We start from the raw sequence: 17,584 nt of genomic DNA, 5'->3' as shown, positions 1-17,584 counted from the left end.
CTCAACGACCGACCTTCACCGTTTTCCGCATTGCGTCATGTGACCGGTTAACCGGCTTGTTCAGACGCTGGAACTCCTCCACGCTCATCACGACGACAACCGGCCTGCCATGCTTCTCGACCTGAACCGGCGCAGCGCGCGCATAGTCCAGAAGCATTCCGAAGCTGTTCTTTGCGTCTTTCGCGGACATCGTTCGCATAGGCATCACCGCATTTACCACAAAATAGCTATTTTGGCTATTCCGTGGGTTATTGCAATAAGCAAATTGACTGTGGTCGTGGGGCTGCGATCCGCAACTTTTGAGTTGCCTCGACGTGGCTGCCCATGACGCCATCCTCATCTCGTGCCGCTGGTCAACTGCTATGAAGCTGCACCGTATCATTCAAGTCGCATTGCGCTATGATTCTCATCGGAACATTCAAAGACTCAGAGTCTGATTTCAGTTTCAGGGGGACACATGAACCTACAAAAGCCGCAAGATATTTTCCGAATTTCTATCGGCGATACCGTCTTGAAGAGAAATCTCTTCGACCTGATCCAATTTTCGAAAGTCGAAGGTTCGCAGTTCTGGGGCGGTCATGAATTCTCGATCGGTAACACGCCGCAGCAGGGCATCAACTGGATAGGCTCTCCCCCACATGTTCAAGGTGTTGTCATCAAAACGCGGCCCGGTTCTTACGAGTTGGATGGTTGGTTAGACGAAAGCCGGAATAGCTATCGATATTCTTTCAAGGCGCGAAATTCGGTTATTTCCTATAACGAGACTGCAAATCGGGTGCTTATTGCACAGCCTCAGCATTTATATCCTATCATGCTGTTCACGGAGGGGCAGGTCGGCTGGGTCTTTGAAGGACAATTCTCCGTAACGGAAATCGGGGAAGTCTATGTCGTCTTGGAGCGACAGGGGTCATACATGCCGTCAGTTGGGGCACAGGATGAAATCACGTATCGTGAGGGCGGTCGGCGCTATGTAACGCACCTCCTTGCCGAGAGGAGCAGGCGTGTGGTCGATTTTCTGAAAGGATCGACGCCCTCGACATGCGATATCTGCGAAGAGGATTTCTCTGTTCGCTATGGGGTCAGATATATAGAAGCTCACCATAAAGTACCAATCTCGACCTTTACGTCTCAGTATGTCGTAACACCGGATGATTTGGCACTCCTCTGCCCCAATTGTCATAAGGCAGTTCATATTTACATGAAACGGAGTGATAGCAACTATGCGGAGATTAAGAGCCTGCTCCGCACTCATATCGCGCGCTGAGTAAATCGTTTTCGAGTGGGATTCTGCCTATTTTTGATGCCGAGTTCAGAGGGCTATAGCGTAGGTATAGTTCTCATCATCGCCCGGCGCGGCGCGCCATAAAATCAATGACTTATCGATATATTTTAAGTAATTTAGAACTTAGTGTCACTAGGGTGTCACTAGGGTGTCACTATTCGGGATTTGCGGTGACGCAGAATAAGTGTCACGATTCGGATAAAAGAAAAACCCGCTTATGGCTTGATTTAGGGAGACGTTCGCTCGTGGCATATTATAGGCATAGCCAACAGTTATGGATATAAAGATATACTCATGCGTATTTAACCTGAGTACTGCCAAAATACTTCAAATATAAAAAATATTTGATTTATACCTGAGATAAATATCATTCCATTAAAAGGAATGGCGCGAGTGACGGGGCTCGAACCCGCGACCTCCGGCGTGACAGGCCGGCACTCTAACCAACTGAGCTACACCCGCGCATTGTTTCGATTTCTTTCAATCGAGAACGATGCTCATGTATGCGGGAACGTCATCTGCGTCAATCGTTTCTATGCTTAAGACCATAAAAAAATTGAATATTTCTAATTTATGGTTGCTCTTGTGGATAAACATGCAGTTTTTTGCTCAGAAAAGGTGACACTGCATGTGAATGATCGGGTTTCAAACCGCAGACAAGGAGTAAAGGTTTGGGGGAGATTCGTTTAGCGAACAGATTCCCCGGTCTTTGGATCAATCTTCACCTCGATTTTTGTGCCATTTTTCAGAAAATACTCAATTTCATAATAGCCGTGGTCATTCCAGTCGACTTCATCAATATATTGCATGTCGGGAGTTTGCTCGATTTTGGCAATTATTTCCGAGAGCTTTGTGCCTTCAGGAGGGGCTGCGAGAGCAGCGACTGAAGTTGCAGTTACAATAATGGCCACATATATACTGCGCCGCATAGGAGGGCTCCTTTAACTGTCGTATGATGCAAGATAGGCTTACAATGCAGCTAATCAAGGGGCGTTTATTAGAGCACATCCCGAAAAGGGGGAGCTGGCTTTCGGAACAGGATGCGCGTAAATACAAATAGATAGAGCATTGCTAGTGATTCAACTTAATCTGGAAATGCTCCAGGGGCGCTATTATGGCTTCATGCCAAAATGTGTCTGCAGAAAGCAGCCTAAAACAAGCAGAACCAAAACGGCTATTGCGATGAGAAGAATTTTCATTTCTGGATCATCTGCATTTATCGGATCAAATACAAGAAAACTGTATGTGATCTGAACTTTACGGTATCACTAATTTTTGAAAACCCATTTCAATCCATGATTGAATCGGTCGCTTGCTCTAAAAAACAGCACGTCCTTTATATAGAACGGGCCTGAATTATGACGTTTAGGAGGTGGTCCTGAGGTCGAATGAGCCAAAGCTATCCTGATCAGAAGAAAAAATACCAGATAAACAGCACGACAATAAAAGGGACTCCCAGAAGCCAAAGAATGAGTGCTCGGAACATGTTTTCCTCCTTGATATTGTAAGATCAACGTTAAGGAGAGGATTTCGTTCCGCTAAAATGCTTATTTTCAAAGGTTAATGACTCGACTCATTTCATGGGATTTGTTTAAACTTTAATGATCCGTCAATATTTCGGTGACATCACTCTTTGCTAGAAGATATTTTCGATCGGTTGATCGTTTAAAAAATGCGGGCGTATGGCGTATGATTTCGAACGGATGGCAAAACCGTGCTGGAAATGTAGGGCAATTGATCAAGTGTGAAAAACGCGGATCGGTTGCAATTATGACGTTTATGGCCTTGGCCGTAGCACTGGCAGGGTGTTCAAGCACGCCTCAGACGAAGCCGTCGAAGAAAAAACAATCTAAAGAATATTTTGCTGAATCCAAATATGGCGTCAAAGCCAGCCCACGCGTCACTGGTGTTCAGGGAAAGCCTTTGCCGCGGGGTGGCGGTCGTAATCAGGTGGGAAAACCCTATCAGGTCAAAGGCCGCTGGTATTATCCGAAAGAAAACAAAAACTACACCTCAACGGGTCGCGCCTCATGGTATGGCAGCGCTTTTCATGGCCGCCTGACGGCCAATGGCGAAATCTACGACATGACACATCTGACGGCTGCACATCCGACGATGCCGCTGCCAAGTTACGCACGTGTCACCAATACATATAATGGTCATTCTATCATTGTCCGTGTGAATGACCGTGGGCCATTTGCGCGTAATCGCGTGATTGATCTGTCGCAAAAAGCCGCAGAAATGCTGGATTATCAGCATCACGGTACTGCAAACGTCAAGGTCGAATATGTAGGGCGTGCACCGCTTCATGGTCAGGACGATGCCTATCTGATGGCATCTTTTCAACCTGGCAACGCGGATTCGATTGGTCAGCCAGCCACTGGTGTTATGATGGCTATGAATGCTCCAACGCCGACACCTGCGGGCATCGCTGCAATGCCTGTTCCGCAAAACTCACCATTTGAGATTAATCCTGATTATAGTGACAACGAAGTGCCATTGCTTCCGGCTAATGTTCCTGTTCCATCAGAGCGTCCAACAGGCGGTTTTGGTGTTGCAACTGTTGCCCGTTTGGGTGGGCTTGGTTATGCGTCCGAGAATATGGCTGCTTCTGCCTATGCAGGTGAGAGCACTTACGGCAACATATTGACCGCAAATGCTGTTTCTGATGCATGGAAGCGCCGAAATGATGAAGAAAAGCGCGAATATGTTGAACTTGGCGTGTTCAACAGGCTTGAGGATGCTGTAAAGCTTGAAAAATCTCTGCCTCGTTCTGCCCATATAACCCGTACCAAAACACCGACAGAGCAGGGGGGTATTTATGAACTGACCGCTTTTGCGGCAGAGGGCAATAACGACGATTTGCTGCGTGCTGCATGGAAGGCGGGAGCAATGGACGCCTTTATTGTTCGTGCTGACTGACATTGCTCGTAAACGCCACGTTTCTTCATCAATGATGAAGGTTGATAGGTGTGTCATGAGGCGCATAATAATAAGCATCCAGTTTGCAACGGCGTTGGCTGGAGCTGCCTTGGTCGGTTTCCCAGCCTATGCGCAGAATAATCAGACAGGCTTTAACACAAAAGCACCACAGGTGCTTTTGCTGGACGATAAAAGCAATACTGTTCTGCTTTCCAAAAAACCAGATATGAAAATACCACCTGCATCACTTGCAAAGCTGATGACGGCAGAGGTTGTTTTTGAGGCGCTTGAAAAAGGCGAAACAACACTGGAAACAACATATCCGGTAACAGAATATGCATGGCGCACGGGTGGTGCCCCATCGGGCACGTCAACCATGTTTGCAGCCATAAAGTCCTCACCCTCCGTCGCGGATCTGTTGCAAGGCATGATCGTTCAGGCGGCAAATGATGGGGCAATTATTCTGGCTGAAGGATTGTCCGGCAGTGAAAATGCCTTTGCGGTTGCCATGAATAAGCGAGCCAAAGAGCTTGGTCTTACCGGCTCGAATTTTGTGAATGCGACCGGCTTGCCTGCTGCCAGCCAGACGGTCACTCTGAACGATCTGATAAGACTGGCGCGGCATATCCATAGTGAGCACCCGGAATTTTATAAATATTACGCGCAGGAAGCTTTCACATGGAACAAGATTTTCCAGCGTAACCGAAATCCCCTGTTACGGCTCGATATTGGTGCCGACGGCATGGCTACTGGCTATACACAAGCATCCGGCTATGCGCTCGTAGGGTCTGCCGAGCAAAATGGACGCCGTCTTTTCCTTGCAATGAGCGGTCTTGCCAGCACCAAAGAACGTGAAGAAGAAGCCAGAAGGCTTATTCAATGGGCTATGACATCCTTTGATAATGTCAATATTTATGCGGCTAATGAAGAGGTGGGGGCGGCGCAGGTTTTTGGCGGAGCTGCATCAACTGTTCCTCTCAAAGTCAAACATGACGTCGAATTGCTTTTGCCAAAAGAAGGGCGCGATAAACTCAAAGCGCATATTTCCTATGAGGGACCACTGAATGCGCCGGTTGAAGCTGATATACAGATAGGTACGCTCACTTTTGAATTAAATGAAAATGTGGTGCAGCAAATACCGCTATATACCACGCAGCCTGTCCCTGTTGGTAGCTTGTCGCAGCGCGCAATGGGGGCACTCATGGAAGTTTCTACTGGTTGGCTAAGGAAATATTTGTAAGCCCTCGACCTTGGCTATAATCGCCGGTAAACAGGTTGAAAGCCTGAACAGGCAAGAACTCTATTTGCGGAAGTCAGTGTGAGCGGATTGTTCATTACATTCGAGGGGGGAGAAGGTGCGGGTAAGTCTACACAGATAGGCTTGCTGGCAGAGCATCTGCGCACTCTTGGTCTTGACCCGCTGATAACCCGGGAGCCGGGAGGCTCTGCGGGGGCAGAGGCGGTTCGACATGTAATTTTAAGTGGCAATGCTGAAAGCTATGGTCCGGCTATGGAAGCCTTGTTATTTGCTGCTGCCCGTGCAGATCATGTTGATCAACTTATTCGTCCGGCACTTGCTGAAAATCGCATTGTATTGTGCGACCGATATATCGATTCTAGCCGTGCCTATCAGGGCGTGACCGGTAATCTCGACCCTACCTATATGGCAGCGATTGAGCGTATTGCGATTGACGGAACCCTGCCCGATCTTACGATTATACTTGATATTCCTGCAAAAAAGGGGCTGTCCCGCGCCAACAAGCGGCGAGGGAGTGATGTAGCAGACCGTTTCGAGAAAGAAGCGATTGCCGTGCATGAAGCACGAAGGCAAGCGTTTCTTTCGATTGCCAAAGCCGAACCCGATCGATGCGCGGTGATCCAGGCCGACCGGCCTCAGGCAACCATTTCTGCCAATATTATTGGCATTGTTGATGAACTTCTCAAGAAAAGAGGGCTTCTGTGATCGAAGAACTCGATGTCCCCAAAACCCATGATTCAATTGATGGCGTGCCTGAGCCTTCCGCAAGCGATTATCTGACAGGACATGATGAAATTGCAGCATTTCTTGCGCAGGCCTATCATGAAGGCCGTATGCATCATGCGCTTCTTTTTGAAGGTGAGCAGGGGATCGGTAAGGCAACACTGGCCTTTCATCTGGCAGGTCACATGCTGGCGCATGGCGATCCGGTCCTGGCACCGGAAACAATTCAATCACCTGATTTTACCAAACCATTATGGCGCCAGATAGCAGGCGGTATGCATCCGGCTGTTTTGCATATCAATCGACCTTTTGATCAGAAAACGGGCAAATTCAAAACAGGCATTCCAATTGAGGAAATTCGCCGCGTCACTCATTTTCTGACCCGTACAGCTTCGGACGGCGCCTGGCGCATAGTTATTATCGATCCTGCTGATGACATGAACCGAAATGCAGCCAATGCGCTGCTTAAAACGCTTGAAGAGCCACCGGCGCGTGCGATCTTTATTATGATCTCGCATTCGTCTGGCCGATTGCTGCCAACCATCCGTTCGCGTTGCCAGAGCATTCAGTTCAAGCCACTGACGGATAAAGCACTTAGTGATGCATTGATACATATTGGCCCGAAGATAGGGCTTGATGCGGATAATATCACGCCTGCACTTCTTTTTCGCTCAGAAGGCAGCGTTCGCAAAGCCCTGCTGCTTGTGGCGCATGGTGGTCTGGAAATATCGGACACGGTTGATTCAATCTTGCAGGGAAAAACTTTTGATCTGCCTAAAGCGCAGGCACTTTCAAACGTTCTTAATGGCCGTGAGGCCGAAACACAGTATGAACTGTTTCGGGATTATCTATTGAGTCGCATTGCTGATGAGGCGCGTCGTTATGCAGATTCGGGACAAACCCGTGAAGCTGATCAATGGTCGCGCTACTGGAGCGAACTCAGCCGCGAAATTACCAATGCCGAGACCTATAATCTGGACCGTAAACAGGCTGTTATGATCCTTTTGCAAAAAACCTATCGCGCTTTTGGGTCTGGCGTGCCTCCGCTTGCGTGACATGGTGCTTCACATGCGTTATGTCACCGCTAACGTTTTTGAACATCACACTTGAAGAAGCCGGATTTCGATGAGCCGCGAAAAATTCTATATCACCACAGCAATTGCCTACCCCAATGGCAAGCCGCATATCGGCCATGCCTATGAGTTGATCGCGACCGATGCCATGGCGCGGTTTCAGCGTCTGGATGGTAAGGATGTTTATTTCCTGACCGGCTCTGACGAGCACGGCATCAAGATGTTACAGAGCGCACGCAAGGAAGGCATAAGCCCACGTGAACTGGCAGATCGCAATACGGCCGCTTTTCAGCGTATGGGCGCATTTTTAAACAGCTCACACGACGATTACATTCGCACCTCGGAAGAGCGCCACTACAAGGCAAGTCAGGCGATCTGGCAGGCCATGTCTGCCAATGGCGATATATATAAGGGTGGTTATGCGGGCTGGTATTCAGTGCGCGATGAAGCCTATTACGGCGAGGAAGAAACCGAAGTTCGTGCCGATAATGTTCGTTATGGTCCACAGGGCACACAAGTCGAATGGGTTGAAGAGGAAAGCTATTTCTTCCGCCTGTCGAGCTATCAGGACAGGCTGCTTGAACTTTATGAAAACAGCCCTGATTTCATCATGCCGGTTGAACGACGCAACGAGATTGTGAGTTTTGTGAAGTCCGGCCTGAAAGATCTGTCGATTTCGCGTACGACCTTTGACTGGGGCATTCCTGTTCCGGGCGATGAAAAACACGTCATGTATGTCTGGGTCGATGCACTGACCAATTATATTACCGCACTCGGCTATCCTGATATGACGAGTGACAAATGGGGCTATTGGCCTGCGGATGCACATATTATCGGCAAGGATATTTCGCGTTTCCATGCCGTTTACTGGCCGGCATTTTTGATGTCAGCAGGTATTCCGCTCCCTAAGCGCGTATTTGCACATGGTTTCCTGTTCAACCGTGGTGAGAAAATGTCGAAGTCGCTCGGCAATGTTATCGATCCGTTTGAACTGGTCGAACGTTACGGTCTTGATCAGCTACGCTACTTTCTGATGCGCGAAGTGCCATTCGGTCAGGATGGCAGCTACAGCCATGATGCAATCGTTAACCGCACCAATGCCGATCTCGCCAATGATCTTGGCAATCTGGCACAGCGTTCTTTGTCGATGATTGCTAAAAACTGCGAAGGCAAAGTTCCGGTTCCGGGTGAATTTTCGGATGCGGACACAGCTATTCTTGATCAGGCTGATGCCGCGCTGGAAACTGCGCGTAAGGCAGTTGGTGATCAGGCTTTGCATATCGCACTAGGCGGCATTTTTGCAGTCGTTGCTGAAGCAAATCGTTATTTTGCAGGGCAGGAGCCTTGGGCACTGCGCAAAACCGATCCTGAACGCATGGGCACTGTGCTTTATGTAACAGCAGAAGTGATCCGCCGCGTTGGTATCATGGTGCAGCCATTTATCCCGCAGTCGGCAGAGAAGCTCCTTGATACTCTGGCAATCCCGGCAGACCAGCGTCAGTTCTCTGATGTTGCAAAAAGCCCGCTTGTTGGAGGCAGAGAGCTTCCCGCACCGCAGCCGGTTTTCCCGCGCTTTGTTGAAGCGGAAGAACAGAACTGAACATGCTTGTTGATAGTCACTGTCATCTCGATTTTGCGGATTTTGAACCAGAGCGCGACGCTGTCATTCAGCGTGCGCTTGATGCCGGTATCAAACGCATGGTCACAATTTCAACGCGTGTGCGCAAGTTCGATACGATCCTTGCACTTGCTGAGCAATATCCATCTGTTTATTGCTCGGTTGGTACTCACCCGAATAATGCCCATGAAGAATTGGATGTGACTGCCGATGATCTGGTGCGGCTGGCAGAACATCCAAAAGTTGTCGCCATAGGCGAGGCAGGGCTTGATTATCATTATGATTATGCGCCGCCTGAAGCCCAGCGTCAGGGGTTTCTCACACATATTAAAGCGGCACGCCGCACGCAATTGCCACTTGTAATTCATGCACGCAATGCCGATCAGGATATGGCCGATATTCTGGAATCTGAGACGGCGAAGGGTGCATTTCCTTTCATTCTGCATTGCTTCTCGTCAGGAAAAGCATTGGCTGAAAAGGGTATTGAACTTGGCGGCTATGTGTCGTTCTCTGGCATTTTAACGTTCAAGAATTCGGCTGAGATTCGCGAAATCGCACAGATTGTTCCGCGTGAGCGTCTGCTGGTTGAAACAGATGCACCTTATCTCGCACCAATGCCGCATCGTGGGCAGCGTAATGAACCATCATTCGTGCAGCATACTGCTGCCGTGCTAGCCGAAACGATTGGTGTAAGTCGCGAAGAGATCGCTGATATTACCAGCGCAAACACCTTCCGGCTTTTTTCCAAAATGCCACAACCTGCCGGGGAATAATCATCGTGGTTTCTTCTCGCAATTGTCTGCGTTTTACAATTCTCGGCTGCGGTTCATCCCCCGGCGTGCCGCGCATCAATGGGGATTGGGGCAATTGCGATCCGAAAAATCCGAAAAATAAACGCCGCCGCGCCTCTTTGCTCGTTGAGAGATTTGATGATCAAGGGAACTGCACAAGTGTTGTTATCGACACTGGCCCGGATTTCAGAGAGCAGATGATCAGTGCGAATGTGACATCGCTGGATGCTGTCATCTATACTCATCCCCATGCTGATCATATTCATGGCATTGATGATTTGCGGACCTATGTCGTTGAAAACGGCAAATTAATGGATGTTTATGCCAATCGGCTCACACGCAACCGGCTGTTTGATGCTTTTGGTTATTGTTTTGAGACACCTGTGGGATCAAGCTATCCGCCAATTCTGTCGATGCACGACATCATGGCTGAAACGTCATTCTCAATCACAGGGGCGGGCGGGGCAATCCGCTTTGAACCATTCAGCCAGATACATGGCGATATTGAATCGCTTGGTTTTCGTATTGGCAATGTTGCTTACTGTACAGATGTCAGCGCGTTTCCTGATGAAAGTTTGAAATATATCCGCCATGCTGATGTGCTGATTATCGGTGCTCTGCAATATCGACGGCATCCCAGTCATTTTTCACTGGAGCAGGCACTGGAATGGATCGAGTTTTTTGGACCAAAACGTGCAATCCTGACTCATATGCATGTGCCCCTCGATTATGACACACTCATGCGTGAAACGCCGGATCATGTAGAACCCGGCTATGACGGATTAAGTTTTAAAGTGCCTGTTGAATAAAAAAGCCCGCTGCAAATCTCGCAGCGGGCTTTTTTCATAATCAATCCCATGATCAGGCAGCTGTCCCTTTGACCGGGAAGGGCATGACATTGCTGGTTTCAGTTTCTGTATTTTCGATCTTTGCCGATTTGTCTTCTAGCTGTAAGCCGCCTGCACGAAGCAGATCAGAGAAGCGGCCACCGCGAGCAGCCAATTCATCGAAGCTGCCATGCTCCACCAGATGTCCCTTGTCCATGAACAGGACGATATCGGCAGAACGGACGGTCGACAAACGATGCGCAATAATGAAGGTTGTGCGGTTCTGGCTCAGATCATCAACGGCCTGCTTGACCTTTTCTTCGGTCTCTACATCGAGTGCACTGGTTGCCTCATCAAGCACAAGGATTGGCGAGTCCTTGAGTATCGCACGTGCAATTGCCAGACGTTGACGTTCGCCACCGGAAAGCTGTGAACCGCGTTCGCCGACGATCGTATCGTAGCCATTGCCTTTTGCCAGAATAAAATCATGCGCAGCTGCAGCCTTGGCAGCCGCATGGATCATTTCGTTGGAAGCCTCTTCATTACCAACACGAATATTATCGACAATCGAACGATTGAACAGACCCGCATCCTGAAACACGGTCGCAATGGCATGGCGCAGCGAGCGGCGGCTGACAGTGCGTGTGTCCACTCCATCAATCAGAATGCGACCGGCTGCCGGATCAAACACGCGCTGAAGAATATTAATCAAGGTGGTCTTGCCAGCCCCCGTTGGGCCAACGATGGCCACAGTCTGGCCGGGTTTTACTTCAAACGATACGTCATAAACGCCCTGGCCTGAATTAGGGAACTCGAAGGTTACATTGTCGAAAACAATGTCGCCTTTAACGTCTTGAAGATCGACGGCACCTTCCGGTTCCTGGCGATCGGCTGTTGCGTCTTCCATCTCGAAGAATTCTTCAAGCTTGGCACGCGCCGTAACAGTCTGGTTGATGAAAGCGCTGATCTGGTCGAGACGCCCGATCATCAACTGTGCAAAACCGATAAAGGCAATGACATCGCCAACGCGCATCTGACCTTTTGTAACGAAATAGGCACCCAGCAGCAGCACGATAACCATGGAGAGAGTCGATGCCATACGGTTGAGACCGCTTGCCAGTGCCCACCAGTTAAGAACCGGGAACTGAACATTTTCCAGGTTCTTTGCATATTGACGCAGTGACTGTGTTTCAGATGCAATGCGGTTATAGCTCTGCACAACCGACACATTGCTGATTGTATCGCTTACATGTTCAAACAGCTTGTGGTGATGCTTTTCAACTGCGGCCTGACCATCTTTGGTCTTGCGCATGACGAGCTGGCCAATCATCACATAAATAACACCAAGCACGATCAAAACCATGGACATACGCATATCCATGGTCATGGCAACAGGAATAAGCGCACCCAGAGCCACAACGGTTGTCAGGTGCTGGCGCATAAATTCAAGCCAGAGTGTGAAGAGCGAATCTGTTGCACGGATCAGCGTATGCAGCGCGTTTGATGTGCCGCGCTTCTGATGCCATGACAGAGGCATGGTGATGATACGCTCATAAGAGTCGATCATCACACCAAGGCGGCGGCGATGGGCGAGGCGATCAGCCCCACGGGCCACAAACACGGCTGCGATAATGTTAAACACACCCAATGCTGCCCACATGGCGAGCTGCGTAAATATAGCACCCTTATCCGAAATAGCCTGAATGACCTGACCGAAAAGGATCGGTTCAGCCAGCATGACAAGGGCAACCAGCACGCTTGCAATACACATGGTGATTGTTGCAGCTTTCTCAGCTGCAAGATATTCCATGGCACGCCAGTAGATTTTGAGCAATGACACCTTGGGACTCCCGCTCGGTCTATTTCAAACGACTACATGGTGCAGTCGCTTTATTCTATCAATATGCAATGATGGCAAGAAGTGGCGAATGGGTGGCAAGGTTGACCATAAATTAAAAACAGATGTAACCGAGCGTGAAGACGCTATGGTTCTATGTAGGGTCATGACCCTAACAGTGCTATTTTTTTTATGCCTAGTAATCTGCTCCTTGCGCAGCTATTGACAGACATAAAGACAGGCACACGAACTTGTGTCCCAAAGAAGTATTGATCGGGTTTTTCATGGCAGGCATTGAGCAAAAAAATGTGGCTACAGACGAGGCGGGTATGCGCCTTGATCGCTGGTTCAAAGTCCATTTTCCCGGATTGGGTTTCGGGCATCTGCAGAAATTACTGCGTTCCGGTCAGATACGTGTGGATGGGGGGCGTGCAAAGTCAGATACCCGTTTGCAGGCAGGACAATCGGTTCGCATTCCGCCACTTGGCGTTGATGAAAAGGCAAATGGTCCGGTCACGGCCAGAACCATTCGCAGTCAACAGGATGGCGATGTTCTCAAGCAGATGTTGATTTATGAGGACCCAAAGGTCTTTGTTTTCAACAAGCCGGCAGGTCTTGCAGTGCAGGGTGGCTCAGGGCTTACCCGACACGTCGATGGCATGCTGGAAGCATGGCGCAACAAGAAGGGTGAGAAGCCTCGTCTCGTACATCGTATCGACCGCGATACGTCGGGTGTTCTGGTGGTTGCGCGTACGCGCGGTGCCGCACAGGCGCTGACAGCCGCTTTTCGCGAACGTGATACCAAGAAGACCTATTGGGCTTTGGTTAAAGGGGTTCCGCGCAAGCGCGAAGACAAGATTTCGACCTGGCTCGTCAAGGATCAGACACCGGATGGCGACAAGATGCGTGTTTGCCAGCACGGGGAGCCTGACTCCGATCACGCTGTGTCTTATTACCGGATTATAGAAAAGATCGGCAACAATCTGACATGGCTGGAAATGGAGCCCTATACAGGGCGTACCCATCAGTTGCGCGTTCATGCGGCGCATATTGGTCACCCGATCATAGGTGATCCCAAATATTTTGAAGCTGATCAAAATTGGGAATTTCCGGGCGGCATTCAAAAGAAATTGCATCTTCATGCGCGCCGTATCCGCATTCCAAATCCAGCTGGCGGCCTGATTGATGTTACAGCACCATTACCGCCGCATATGGTGCAGTCGTGGAATTTGCTGGGCTTTGATGAGGCAGACGCGGAAGAATAAATATGTCGGATGCGCGAGGGGGAAATGTTCAGGGCCGAATGTCATTTGACGGGCTGGCAATTGCCCTTGTGATGTTCATTATGTTCATCTGGGGACTTAATCAGGTTGCCATTAAAATTGGCAATCGTGGTTTTAATCCCATGCTCATGGCCTCCGGTCGTGCAGCACTTGGTGGTGTTTGTGTTTTTCTCTGGTGCTACTGGAAGCGTATTCCACTGTTTGGCCATGATGATACATTGAAACCCGGCATTCTGGCTGGCCTTCTGTTTGGTATCGAATTTGTTTTAATCTTTCTGGCAATGGAACTGACCAGCGTCGGGCGTGTTACGCTGATGATGAATGTCATGCCATTCTGGGTCGCAATCGGCAGTCATTTTCTGCTGGGCGAGCGCATGTCCATGCGTGCCTTCATTGGTATGTGCATTGCTTTTATTGGTGTTTTCGTGGTCTTTTCAGACCATATCAGTCGCCCCGGTCCTGATGCGGTTTATGGCGATCTTCTTGCACTGATTTCCGGTATGCTTTGGGGAATGACCACGCTCGTCATCAAGCGCTCGAAACTTGCAAGTGCTGCACCTGAAAAGACTTTGCTTTATCAATTGGCGGTGGCTGCACTCGTGCCGCTGCCATTCATGTATTTAAGCGGCCCGTTAATCCGTGATCCTGATATGCTTTCGGTACTGTCATTCCTGTTTCAGTCAATGTTTGTGGTTGCCGTGACTTATCCGCTCTGGTTCTGGATGATAAGTCGCTATCCCGCTTCCAAATTGTCGAATTTTGCATTTCTTACGCCTGCATTTGGCGTGCTGCTGAGCGGGTTGCTGCTTAATGAACCACTCGGCTGGAAAATCCTGGCAGCTCTTGCCCTGATCGGTCTGGGACTCATCATTATCAATCGACCAGCAAAAGCCGGAGCCGCAAGATGAAACTCGTTCTTTTTGATTGTGACGGGACACTTGTCGACAGCGGCGACACTATTCATCATTGCATGGCAGCATGTTTTATAGATGCCGGCCTAAAGCCGCCGGAAATTGAGCAGACACATTCAATCATCGGCCTTTCGCTACCGCACGCCATTGCAAAATTGCTTGGTCGCGAAGTGGATGAACAGGCGCATTGGCTCACGCAGCGTTACAAAGAAAATTTTGTAAAATACCGTCAGAGTCCCGATTTCGCAGAGCCGCTTTATGACGGTATCCTGCCACTTCTTAATGAGCTTGGCAGTCGCGATGATCTGCTGCTGGGTATTGTCACGGGCAAGTCGCAGCGCGGCGTGCGTTCAGTCTTTGAACGCCATGGGATTGGGCATCATTTCATGATTATTCGCACAGCCGATGATTGCCCATCCAAGCCACATCCGGCCATGGTGCTTGAATCCTGTGCCGAAATGGGGATAGAACCAGAACGAACAATCGTGATTGGTGATGCAATTTACGATATGCAAATGGCTCGTTCAGCAGGTGCGCGTGCCGCAGGTGTTTCATGGGGTTATCACAGTCCCGATGCACTCAGAGATGCAGGCGCACATCATCTCATTAACAAGCCTGAAGAGCTCCATGCTATCTTGCATCAAATGAATGCCCCGGTTGTTTGACCGATAGCTTATTGAACTGGACAAATTATGCGCGACACACTGAGCGACCCTCAAGCTGAAATGCCTGTTTCACAAATCGACCCGGTAAAGCGCTCGCAGGAACTGATGCGCACACCTTTGCCAAAACGCTTTTACGAAAAGGCGGAAGTGGCTGAAACCGAAGGTGGTTTCACTGTGCATCTGGATGATCGTCCGGTCAAAACGCCTGCGCGGGCTGTTCTGCTTCTGCCAAAAGCGGAAGCTGCTGAAATCATTGCCGAAGAATTTCGTGCGCAGATAGAAGTTATCGACCCCTCCAAAATGCCTGCGACGCGGCTTGTAAACACTGCCATTGATGGTATTGCACAAGACCCTCAGGCCGTTTTCGAAGATATTCTACGTTTTGCCGGGACCGATATGATCTGTTATCGCGCAGCAAGTCCAAAAGAACTGGTCGCGCGTCAGACTGAGCAATGGGATTCGCTGATCGACTGGGCGGAAAGCCTTGGCGCACGTTTTGCACTGGCCGAAGGTGTGATGCATATCGAACAATCGCGTGAAGCAATTGCAGCTTTTGGCGTACACCTGTCAGAATTTAAAAATCCAATCGCGCTTGCATCGCTTCATACCATGACAACCCTTACAGGTTCTGCATTGATTGCGCTGGCAATCGCTAAAAATGAAATTTCGGTCGAGGACGGCTGGAAGCGTGCACATCTTGATGAAGACTGGACTATCGAGCATTGGGGTAGTGATGCTGAAGCACAGGCGCGACGCAAGATGCGTGAAGGCGAAATGATGGTTGCCGACCGGGTGCTGAAGGCCCTCTATTAAATATTCATCTAATTAATGTAATGAATTGATAATAAAAGAAAACCCGGCTTTCGCCGGGTTTTCTTTCGCGTGCATTTTTGCACGTCGTTCCCCTCGGTAACTGTCTTGACGGCAGCGGGCCGTTTCCAGCCCGCAATCTCAATTAAACCGAGTAGTACATGTCGAACTCGATTGGATGTGGCGTTGTTTCATAACGCAGCACTTCAGCCATTTTGAGTTCGATGAAGCTATCGATCTGGTCGTCTTCAAATACACCGCCAGCCTTGAGGAATTCACGATCCTTGTCGAGCGACTGTAGAGCTTCACGAAGCGAACCGCAGACGGTTGGGATCTTCTTGAGTTCCTTTGCAGGAAGATCATAGAGATCCTTGTCCATTGCCTGACCCGGATGAATCTTGTTCTTGATACCGTCAAGACCAGCCATCAGCAGGGCTGCAAAGCAGAGATATGGATTTGCGGACGGGTCCGGGAAGCGAACTTCAAGACGCTTTGACTTTGGAGAAGAACCGAAAGGAATACGGCAGGAAGCCGAACGGTTACGCGCTGAGTAAGCCAGCAGAACCGGTGCTTCATAACCCGGAACCAGACGCTTGTAGGAGTTGGTGGACGGGTTGGTGAATGCATTCACTGCCTTGGCATGTTTGATAACGCCGCCAATGAAGTAAAGGCAGTTTTCCGATAGACCGGCATATTCGTTACCGGCGAAGGTAGGTTTGCCATCTTTCCAGATCGAAAAGTGAACGTGCATCCCCGAACCATTGTCACCGAAAACCGGCTTTGGCATGAAGGTGGCAGTCTTGCCATAGGCATTGGCAACCTGATGGACAACATATTTGTAGATCTGCATCTTGTCGGCATTGCGAACGAGGCTGTCAAACTTGACGCCCAGTTCATGCTGAGCCGAAGCCACTTCGTGGTGATGCTTTTCAACGGTTACGCCCATTTCCGTCAGAACGGTGAGCATTTCCGAACGCATATCCTGTGCGCTGTCAATTGGCGGAACCGGGAAATAACCACCCTTGACACGTGGACGGTGGCCGAGATTGCCTGTTTCATAATCGGTATCATCATTCGATGGAAGCTCGGTTGAATCGAGCTTGAAACCGGTATTGAACGGATCAACCTTGTATTTAACGTCATCAAAAACGAAGAATTCAGCTTCCGGGCCAACATATACGGTGTCACCGATACCAAGCGACTTCATATATGCTTCGGCCTTCTTTGCAGTCGTGCGTGGATCACGGCTATAGGCTTCACCCGAAATAGGATCGAGAATATCGCAAAGAATTACCAATGTGGACTGTGCGAAAAATGGGTCGATGTGAGCCGTTTCCGGGTCCGGCATAAGAACCATGTCGGATTCATTGATGGCCTTCCAGCCAGCGATTGAAGAGCCGTCAAACATGACGCCATCTTCAAACATTTCCTCGTCGACGAGGCCAATATCCATCGTGACGTGCTGCAGCTTGCCCTTGGGGTCAGTGAAGCGGAGGTCGACAAACTTGATGTCGTTGTCTTTGATCTGTTTCAGAATGTCATTGGCAGTCGTCATTTTAATATCCTGTTTGCACGACGATTTTC

16 protein-coding genes and 1 tRNA gene are annotated in these 17,584 nt (G+C 49.5%); 12 read left to right on the top strand and 5 right to left on the bottom strand.

Annotated features, from left to right (window positions below; all coding sequences use genetic code 11):
• Window position 1: 1 nt before the first annotated feature.
• Window positions 2-199 (bottom strand): type II toxin-antitoxin system Phd/YefM family antitoxin, encoded by a 198-nt coding sequence (locus tag FHY56_RS08130; protein ID WP_140904662.1) that lies wholly within the window; start codon window positions 197-199, stop codon window positions 2-4.
• A gap of 258 nt (window positions 200-457) precedes the next feature.
• Between FHY56_RS08130 and FHY56_RS08125 the strand changes: the two genes are divergently transcribed.
• The gene (locus tag FHY56_RS08125; RefSeq protein WP_140904661.1) at window positions 458-1,264 is read left to right on the top strand and encodes an HNH endonuclease; all 807 of its coding nucleotides are present in this window, start codon (window positions 458-460) and stop codon (window positions 1,262-1,264) included.
• Between the two features lie 403 nt (window positions 1,265-1,667).
• Here the strand turns inward: FHY56_RS08125 and FHY56_RS08120 are convergent.
• Window positions 1,668-1,744, bottom strand: a tRNA-Asp gene (locus tag FHY56_RS08120).
• 224 nt (window positions 1,745-1,968) lie between these two features.
• Entirely contained in the window at window positions 1,969-2,211 is a 243-nt protein-coding gene (locus FHY56_RS08115; RefSeq protein ID WP_140904660.1) for a PepSY domain-containing protein, read from the bottom strand.
• A gap of 760 nt (window positions 2,212-2,971) precedes the next feature.
• On the opposite strand from FHY56_RS08115, the gene FHY56_RS08110 reads away from it, so the two are divergent.
• The 7 genes from FHY56_RS08110 to FHY56_RS08080 all read left to right on the top strand — a co-directional run bounded on the left by FHY56_RS08110 (window position 2,972) and on the right by FHY56_RS08080 (window position 10,476).
• Complete coding sequence (locus FHY56_RS08110; protein WP_140904659.1) at window positions 2,972-4,204, top strand: septal ring lytic transglycosylase RlpA family protein; 1,233 nt, start codon at window positions 2,972-2,974, stop codon at window positions 4,202-4,204.
• A 55-nt stretch (window positions 4,205-4,259) separates the two neighbouring features.
• On the top strand, window positions 4,260-5,444 hold the full coding sequence (locus FHY56_RS08105; RefSeq protein ID WP_140904658.1) for a D-alanyl-D-alanine carboxypeptidase family protein: 1,185 nt from the start codon (window positions 4,260-4,262) through the stop codon (window positions 5,442-5,444).
• Window positions 5,445-5,522: 78 nt separating this feature from the next.
• On the top strand, window positions 5,523-6,167 hold the full coding sequence (gene tmk, locus FHY56_RS08100; protein WP_140904657.1) for a dTMP kinase: 645 nt from the start codon (window positions 5,523-5,525) through the stop codon (window positions 6,165-6,167).
• Window positions 6,164-7,240, top strand: coding sequence for a DNA polymerase III subunit delta' (locus FHY56_RS08095; protein WP_140904656.1), 1,077 nt, complete (start codon window positions 6,164-6,166; stop codon window positions 7,238-7,240). Before tmk ends, FHY56_RS08095 begins: the two co-directional genes overlap by 4 nt.
• A 70-nt stretch (window positions 7,241-7,310) precedes the next feature.
• Window positions 7,311-8,858 (top strand): methionine--tRNA ligase, encoded by a 1,548-nt coding sequence (gene metG, locus FHY56_RS08090; protein ID WP_140904655.1) that lies wholly within the window; start codon window positions 7,311-7,313, stop codon window positions 8,856-8,858.
• 2 nt (window positions 8,859-8,860) lie between these two features.
• Window positions 8,861-9,649, top strand: coding sequence for a TatD family hydrolase (locus FHY56_RS08085; RefSeq protein ID WP_140904654.1), 789 nt, complete (start codon window positions 8,861-8,863; stop codon window positions 9,647-9,649).
• 5 nt (window positions 9,650-9,654) lie between these two features.
• Window positions 9,655-10,476 carry an MBL fold metallo-hydrolase gene (locus FHY56_RS08080; protein WP_140904653.1) on the top strand — a complete coding sequence of 274 codons (822 nt, stop codon included), beginning with the start codon at window positions 9,655-9,657 and terminating at the stop codon, window positions 10,474-10,476.
• Between the two features lie 52 nt (window positions 10,477-10,528).
• Here the strand turns inward: FHY56_RS08080 and FHY56_RS08075 are convergent, their stop codons facing one another.
• Window positions 10,529-12,334, bottom strand: a complete 1,806-nt coding sequence (locus FHY56_RS08075; RefSeq protein ID WP_140904652.1) for a glucan ABC transporter ATP-binding protein/ permease — start codon at window positions 12,332-12,334, stop codon at window positions 10,529-10,531.
• A 281-nt stretch (window positions 12,335-12,615) separates the two neighbouring features.
• On the opposite strand from FHY56_RS08075, the gene FHY56_RS08070 reads away from it, so the two are divergent.
• Genes FHY56_RS08070 through FHY56_RS08055 form a run of 4 tightly spaced genes read left to right on the top strand, consistent with a single transcriptional unit; the run spans window position 12,616 to window position 16,003 of the window.
• The gene (locus tag FHY56_RS08070; RefSeq protein WP_140904651.1) at window positions 12,616-13,596 is read left to right on the top strand and encodes an RluA family pseudouridine synthase; all 981 of its coding nucleotides are present in this window, start codon (window positions 12,616-12,618) and stop codon (window positions 13,594-13,596) included.
• Between the two features lie 2 nt (window positions 13,597-13,598).
• Window positions 13,599-14,522 (top strand): DMT family transporter, encoded by a 924-nt coding sequence (locus FHY56_RS08065; RefSeq protein WP_140904650.1) that lies wholly within the window; start codon window positions 13,599-13,601, stop codon window positions 14,520-14,522.
• Complete coding sequence (locus tag FHY56_RS08060; protein WP_140904649.1) at window positions 14,519-15,190, top strand: HAD-IA family hydrolase; 672 nt, start codon at window positions 14,519-14,521, stop codon at window positions 15,188-15,190. The genes FHY56_RS08065 and FHY56_RS08060 overlap by 4 nt, the downstream gene beginning before the upstream one ends.
• A 27-nt stretch (window positions 15,191-15,217) precedes the next feature.
• Window positions 15,218-16,003 (top strand): ATP12 family chaperone protein, encoded by a 786-nt coding sequence (locus FHY56_RS08055; protein WP_140904648.1) that lies wholly within the window; start codon window positions 15,218-15,220, stop codon window positions 16,001-16,003.
• Window positions 16,004-16,145: 142 nt separating this feature from the next.
• Here FHY56_RS08055 and glnA read toward each other — a convergent pair whose 3' ends face one another.
• Window positions 16,146-17,555: a type I glutamate--ammonia ligase gene (gene glnA / locus FHY56_RS08050; RefSeq protein WP_140904647.1), complete on the bottom strand. Its 1,410-nt coding sequence runs from the start codon at window positions 17,553-17,555 to the stop codon at window positions 16,146-16,148.
• Window positions 17,556-17,584: the final 29 nt, after the last annotated feature.

The sequence above is a fragment of the Brucella gallinifaecis genome (genome assembly GCF_006476605.1).
Classification (GTDB): domain Bacteria; phylum Pseudomonadota; class Alphaproteobacteria; order Rhizobiales; family Rhizobiaceae; genus Brucella; species Brucella gallinifaecis.
Note: the sequence above shows the minus strand (reverse complement) of the source record. Positions and strands in the feature narration are given on the sequence as shown.

Bases quoted from the DNA above. Each gene is read 5' to 3' on its own strand.
- FHY56_RS08130 (WP_140904662.1), bottom strand. From the start codon at position 199: ATGCGAACGATGTCCGCGAAAGACGCAAAGAACAGCTTCGGAATGCTT.
- FHY56_RS08125 (WP_140904661.1), top strand. From the start codon at position 458: ATGAACCTACAAAAGCCGCAAGATATTTTCCGAATTTCTATCGGCGAT.
- FHY56_RS08115 (WP_140904660.1), bottom strand. From the start codon at position 2,211: ATGCGGCGCAGTATATATGTGGCCATTATTGTAACTGCAACTTCAGTC.
- FHY56_RS08110 (WP_140904659.1), top strand. From the start codon at position 2,972: ATGATTTCGAACGGATGGCAAAACCGTGCTGGAAATGTAGGGCAATTG.
- FHY56_RS08105 (WP_140904658.1), top strand. From the start codon at position 4,260: ATGAGGCGCATAATAATAAGCATCCAGTTTGCAACGGCGTTGGCTGGA.
- metG (WP_140904655.1), top strand. From the start codon at position 7,311: ATGAGCCGCGAAAAATTCTATATCACCACAGCAATTGCCTACCCCAAT.
- FHY56_RS08085 (WP_140904654.1), top strand. From the start codon at position 8,861: ATGCTTGTTGATAGTCACTGTCATCTCGATTTTGCGGATTTTGAACCA.
- FHY56_RS08070 (WP_140904651.1), top strand. From the start codon at position 12,616: ATGGCAGGCATTGAGCAAAAAAATGTGGCTACAGACGAGGCGGGTATG.
- FHY56_RS08065 (WP_140904650.1), top strand. From the start codon at position 13,599: ATGTCGGATGCGCGAGGGGGAAATGTTCAGGGCCGAATGTCATTTGAC.
- FHY56_RS08060 (WP_140904649.1), top strand. From the start codon at position 14,519: ATGAAACTCGTTCTTTTTGATTGTGACGGGACACTTGTCGACAGCGGC.
- FHY56_RS08055 (WP_140904648.1), top strand. From the start codon at position 15,218: ATGCGCGACACACTGAGCGACCCTCAAGCTGAAATGCCTGTTTCACAA.
- glnA (WP_140904647.1), bottom strand. From the start codon at position 17,555: ATGACGACTGCCAATGACATTCTGAAACAGATCAAAGACAACGACATC.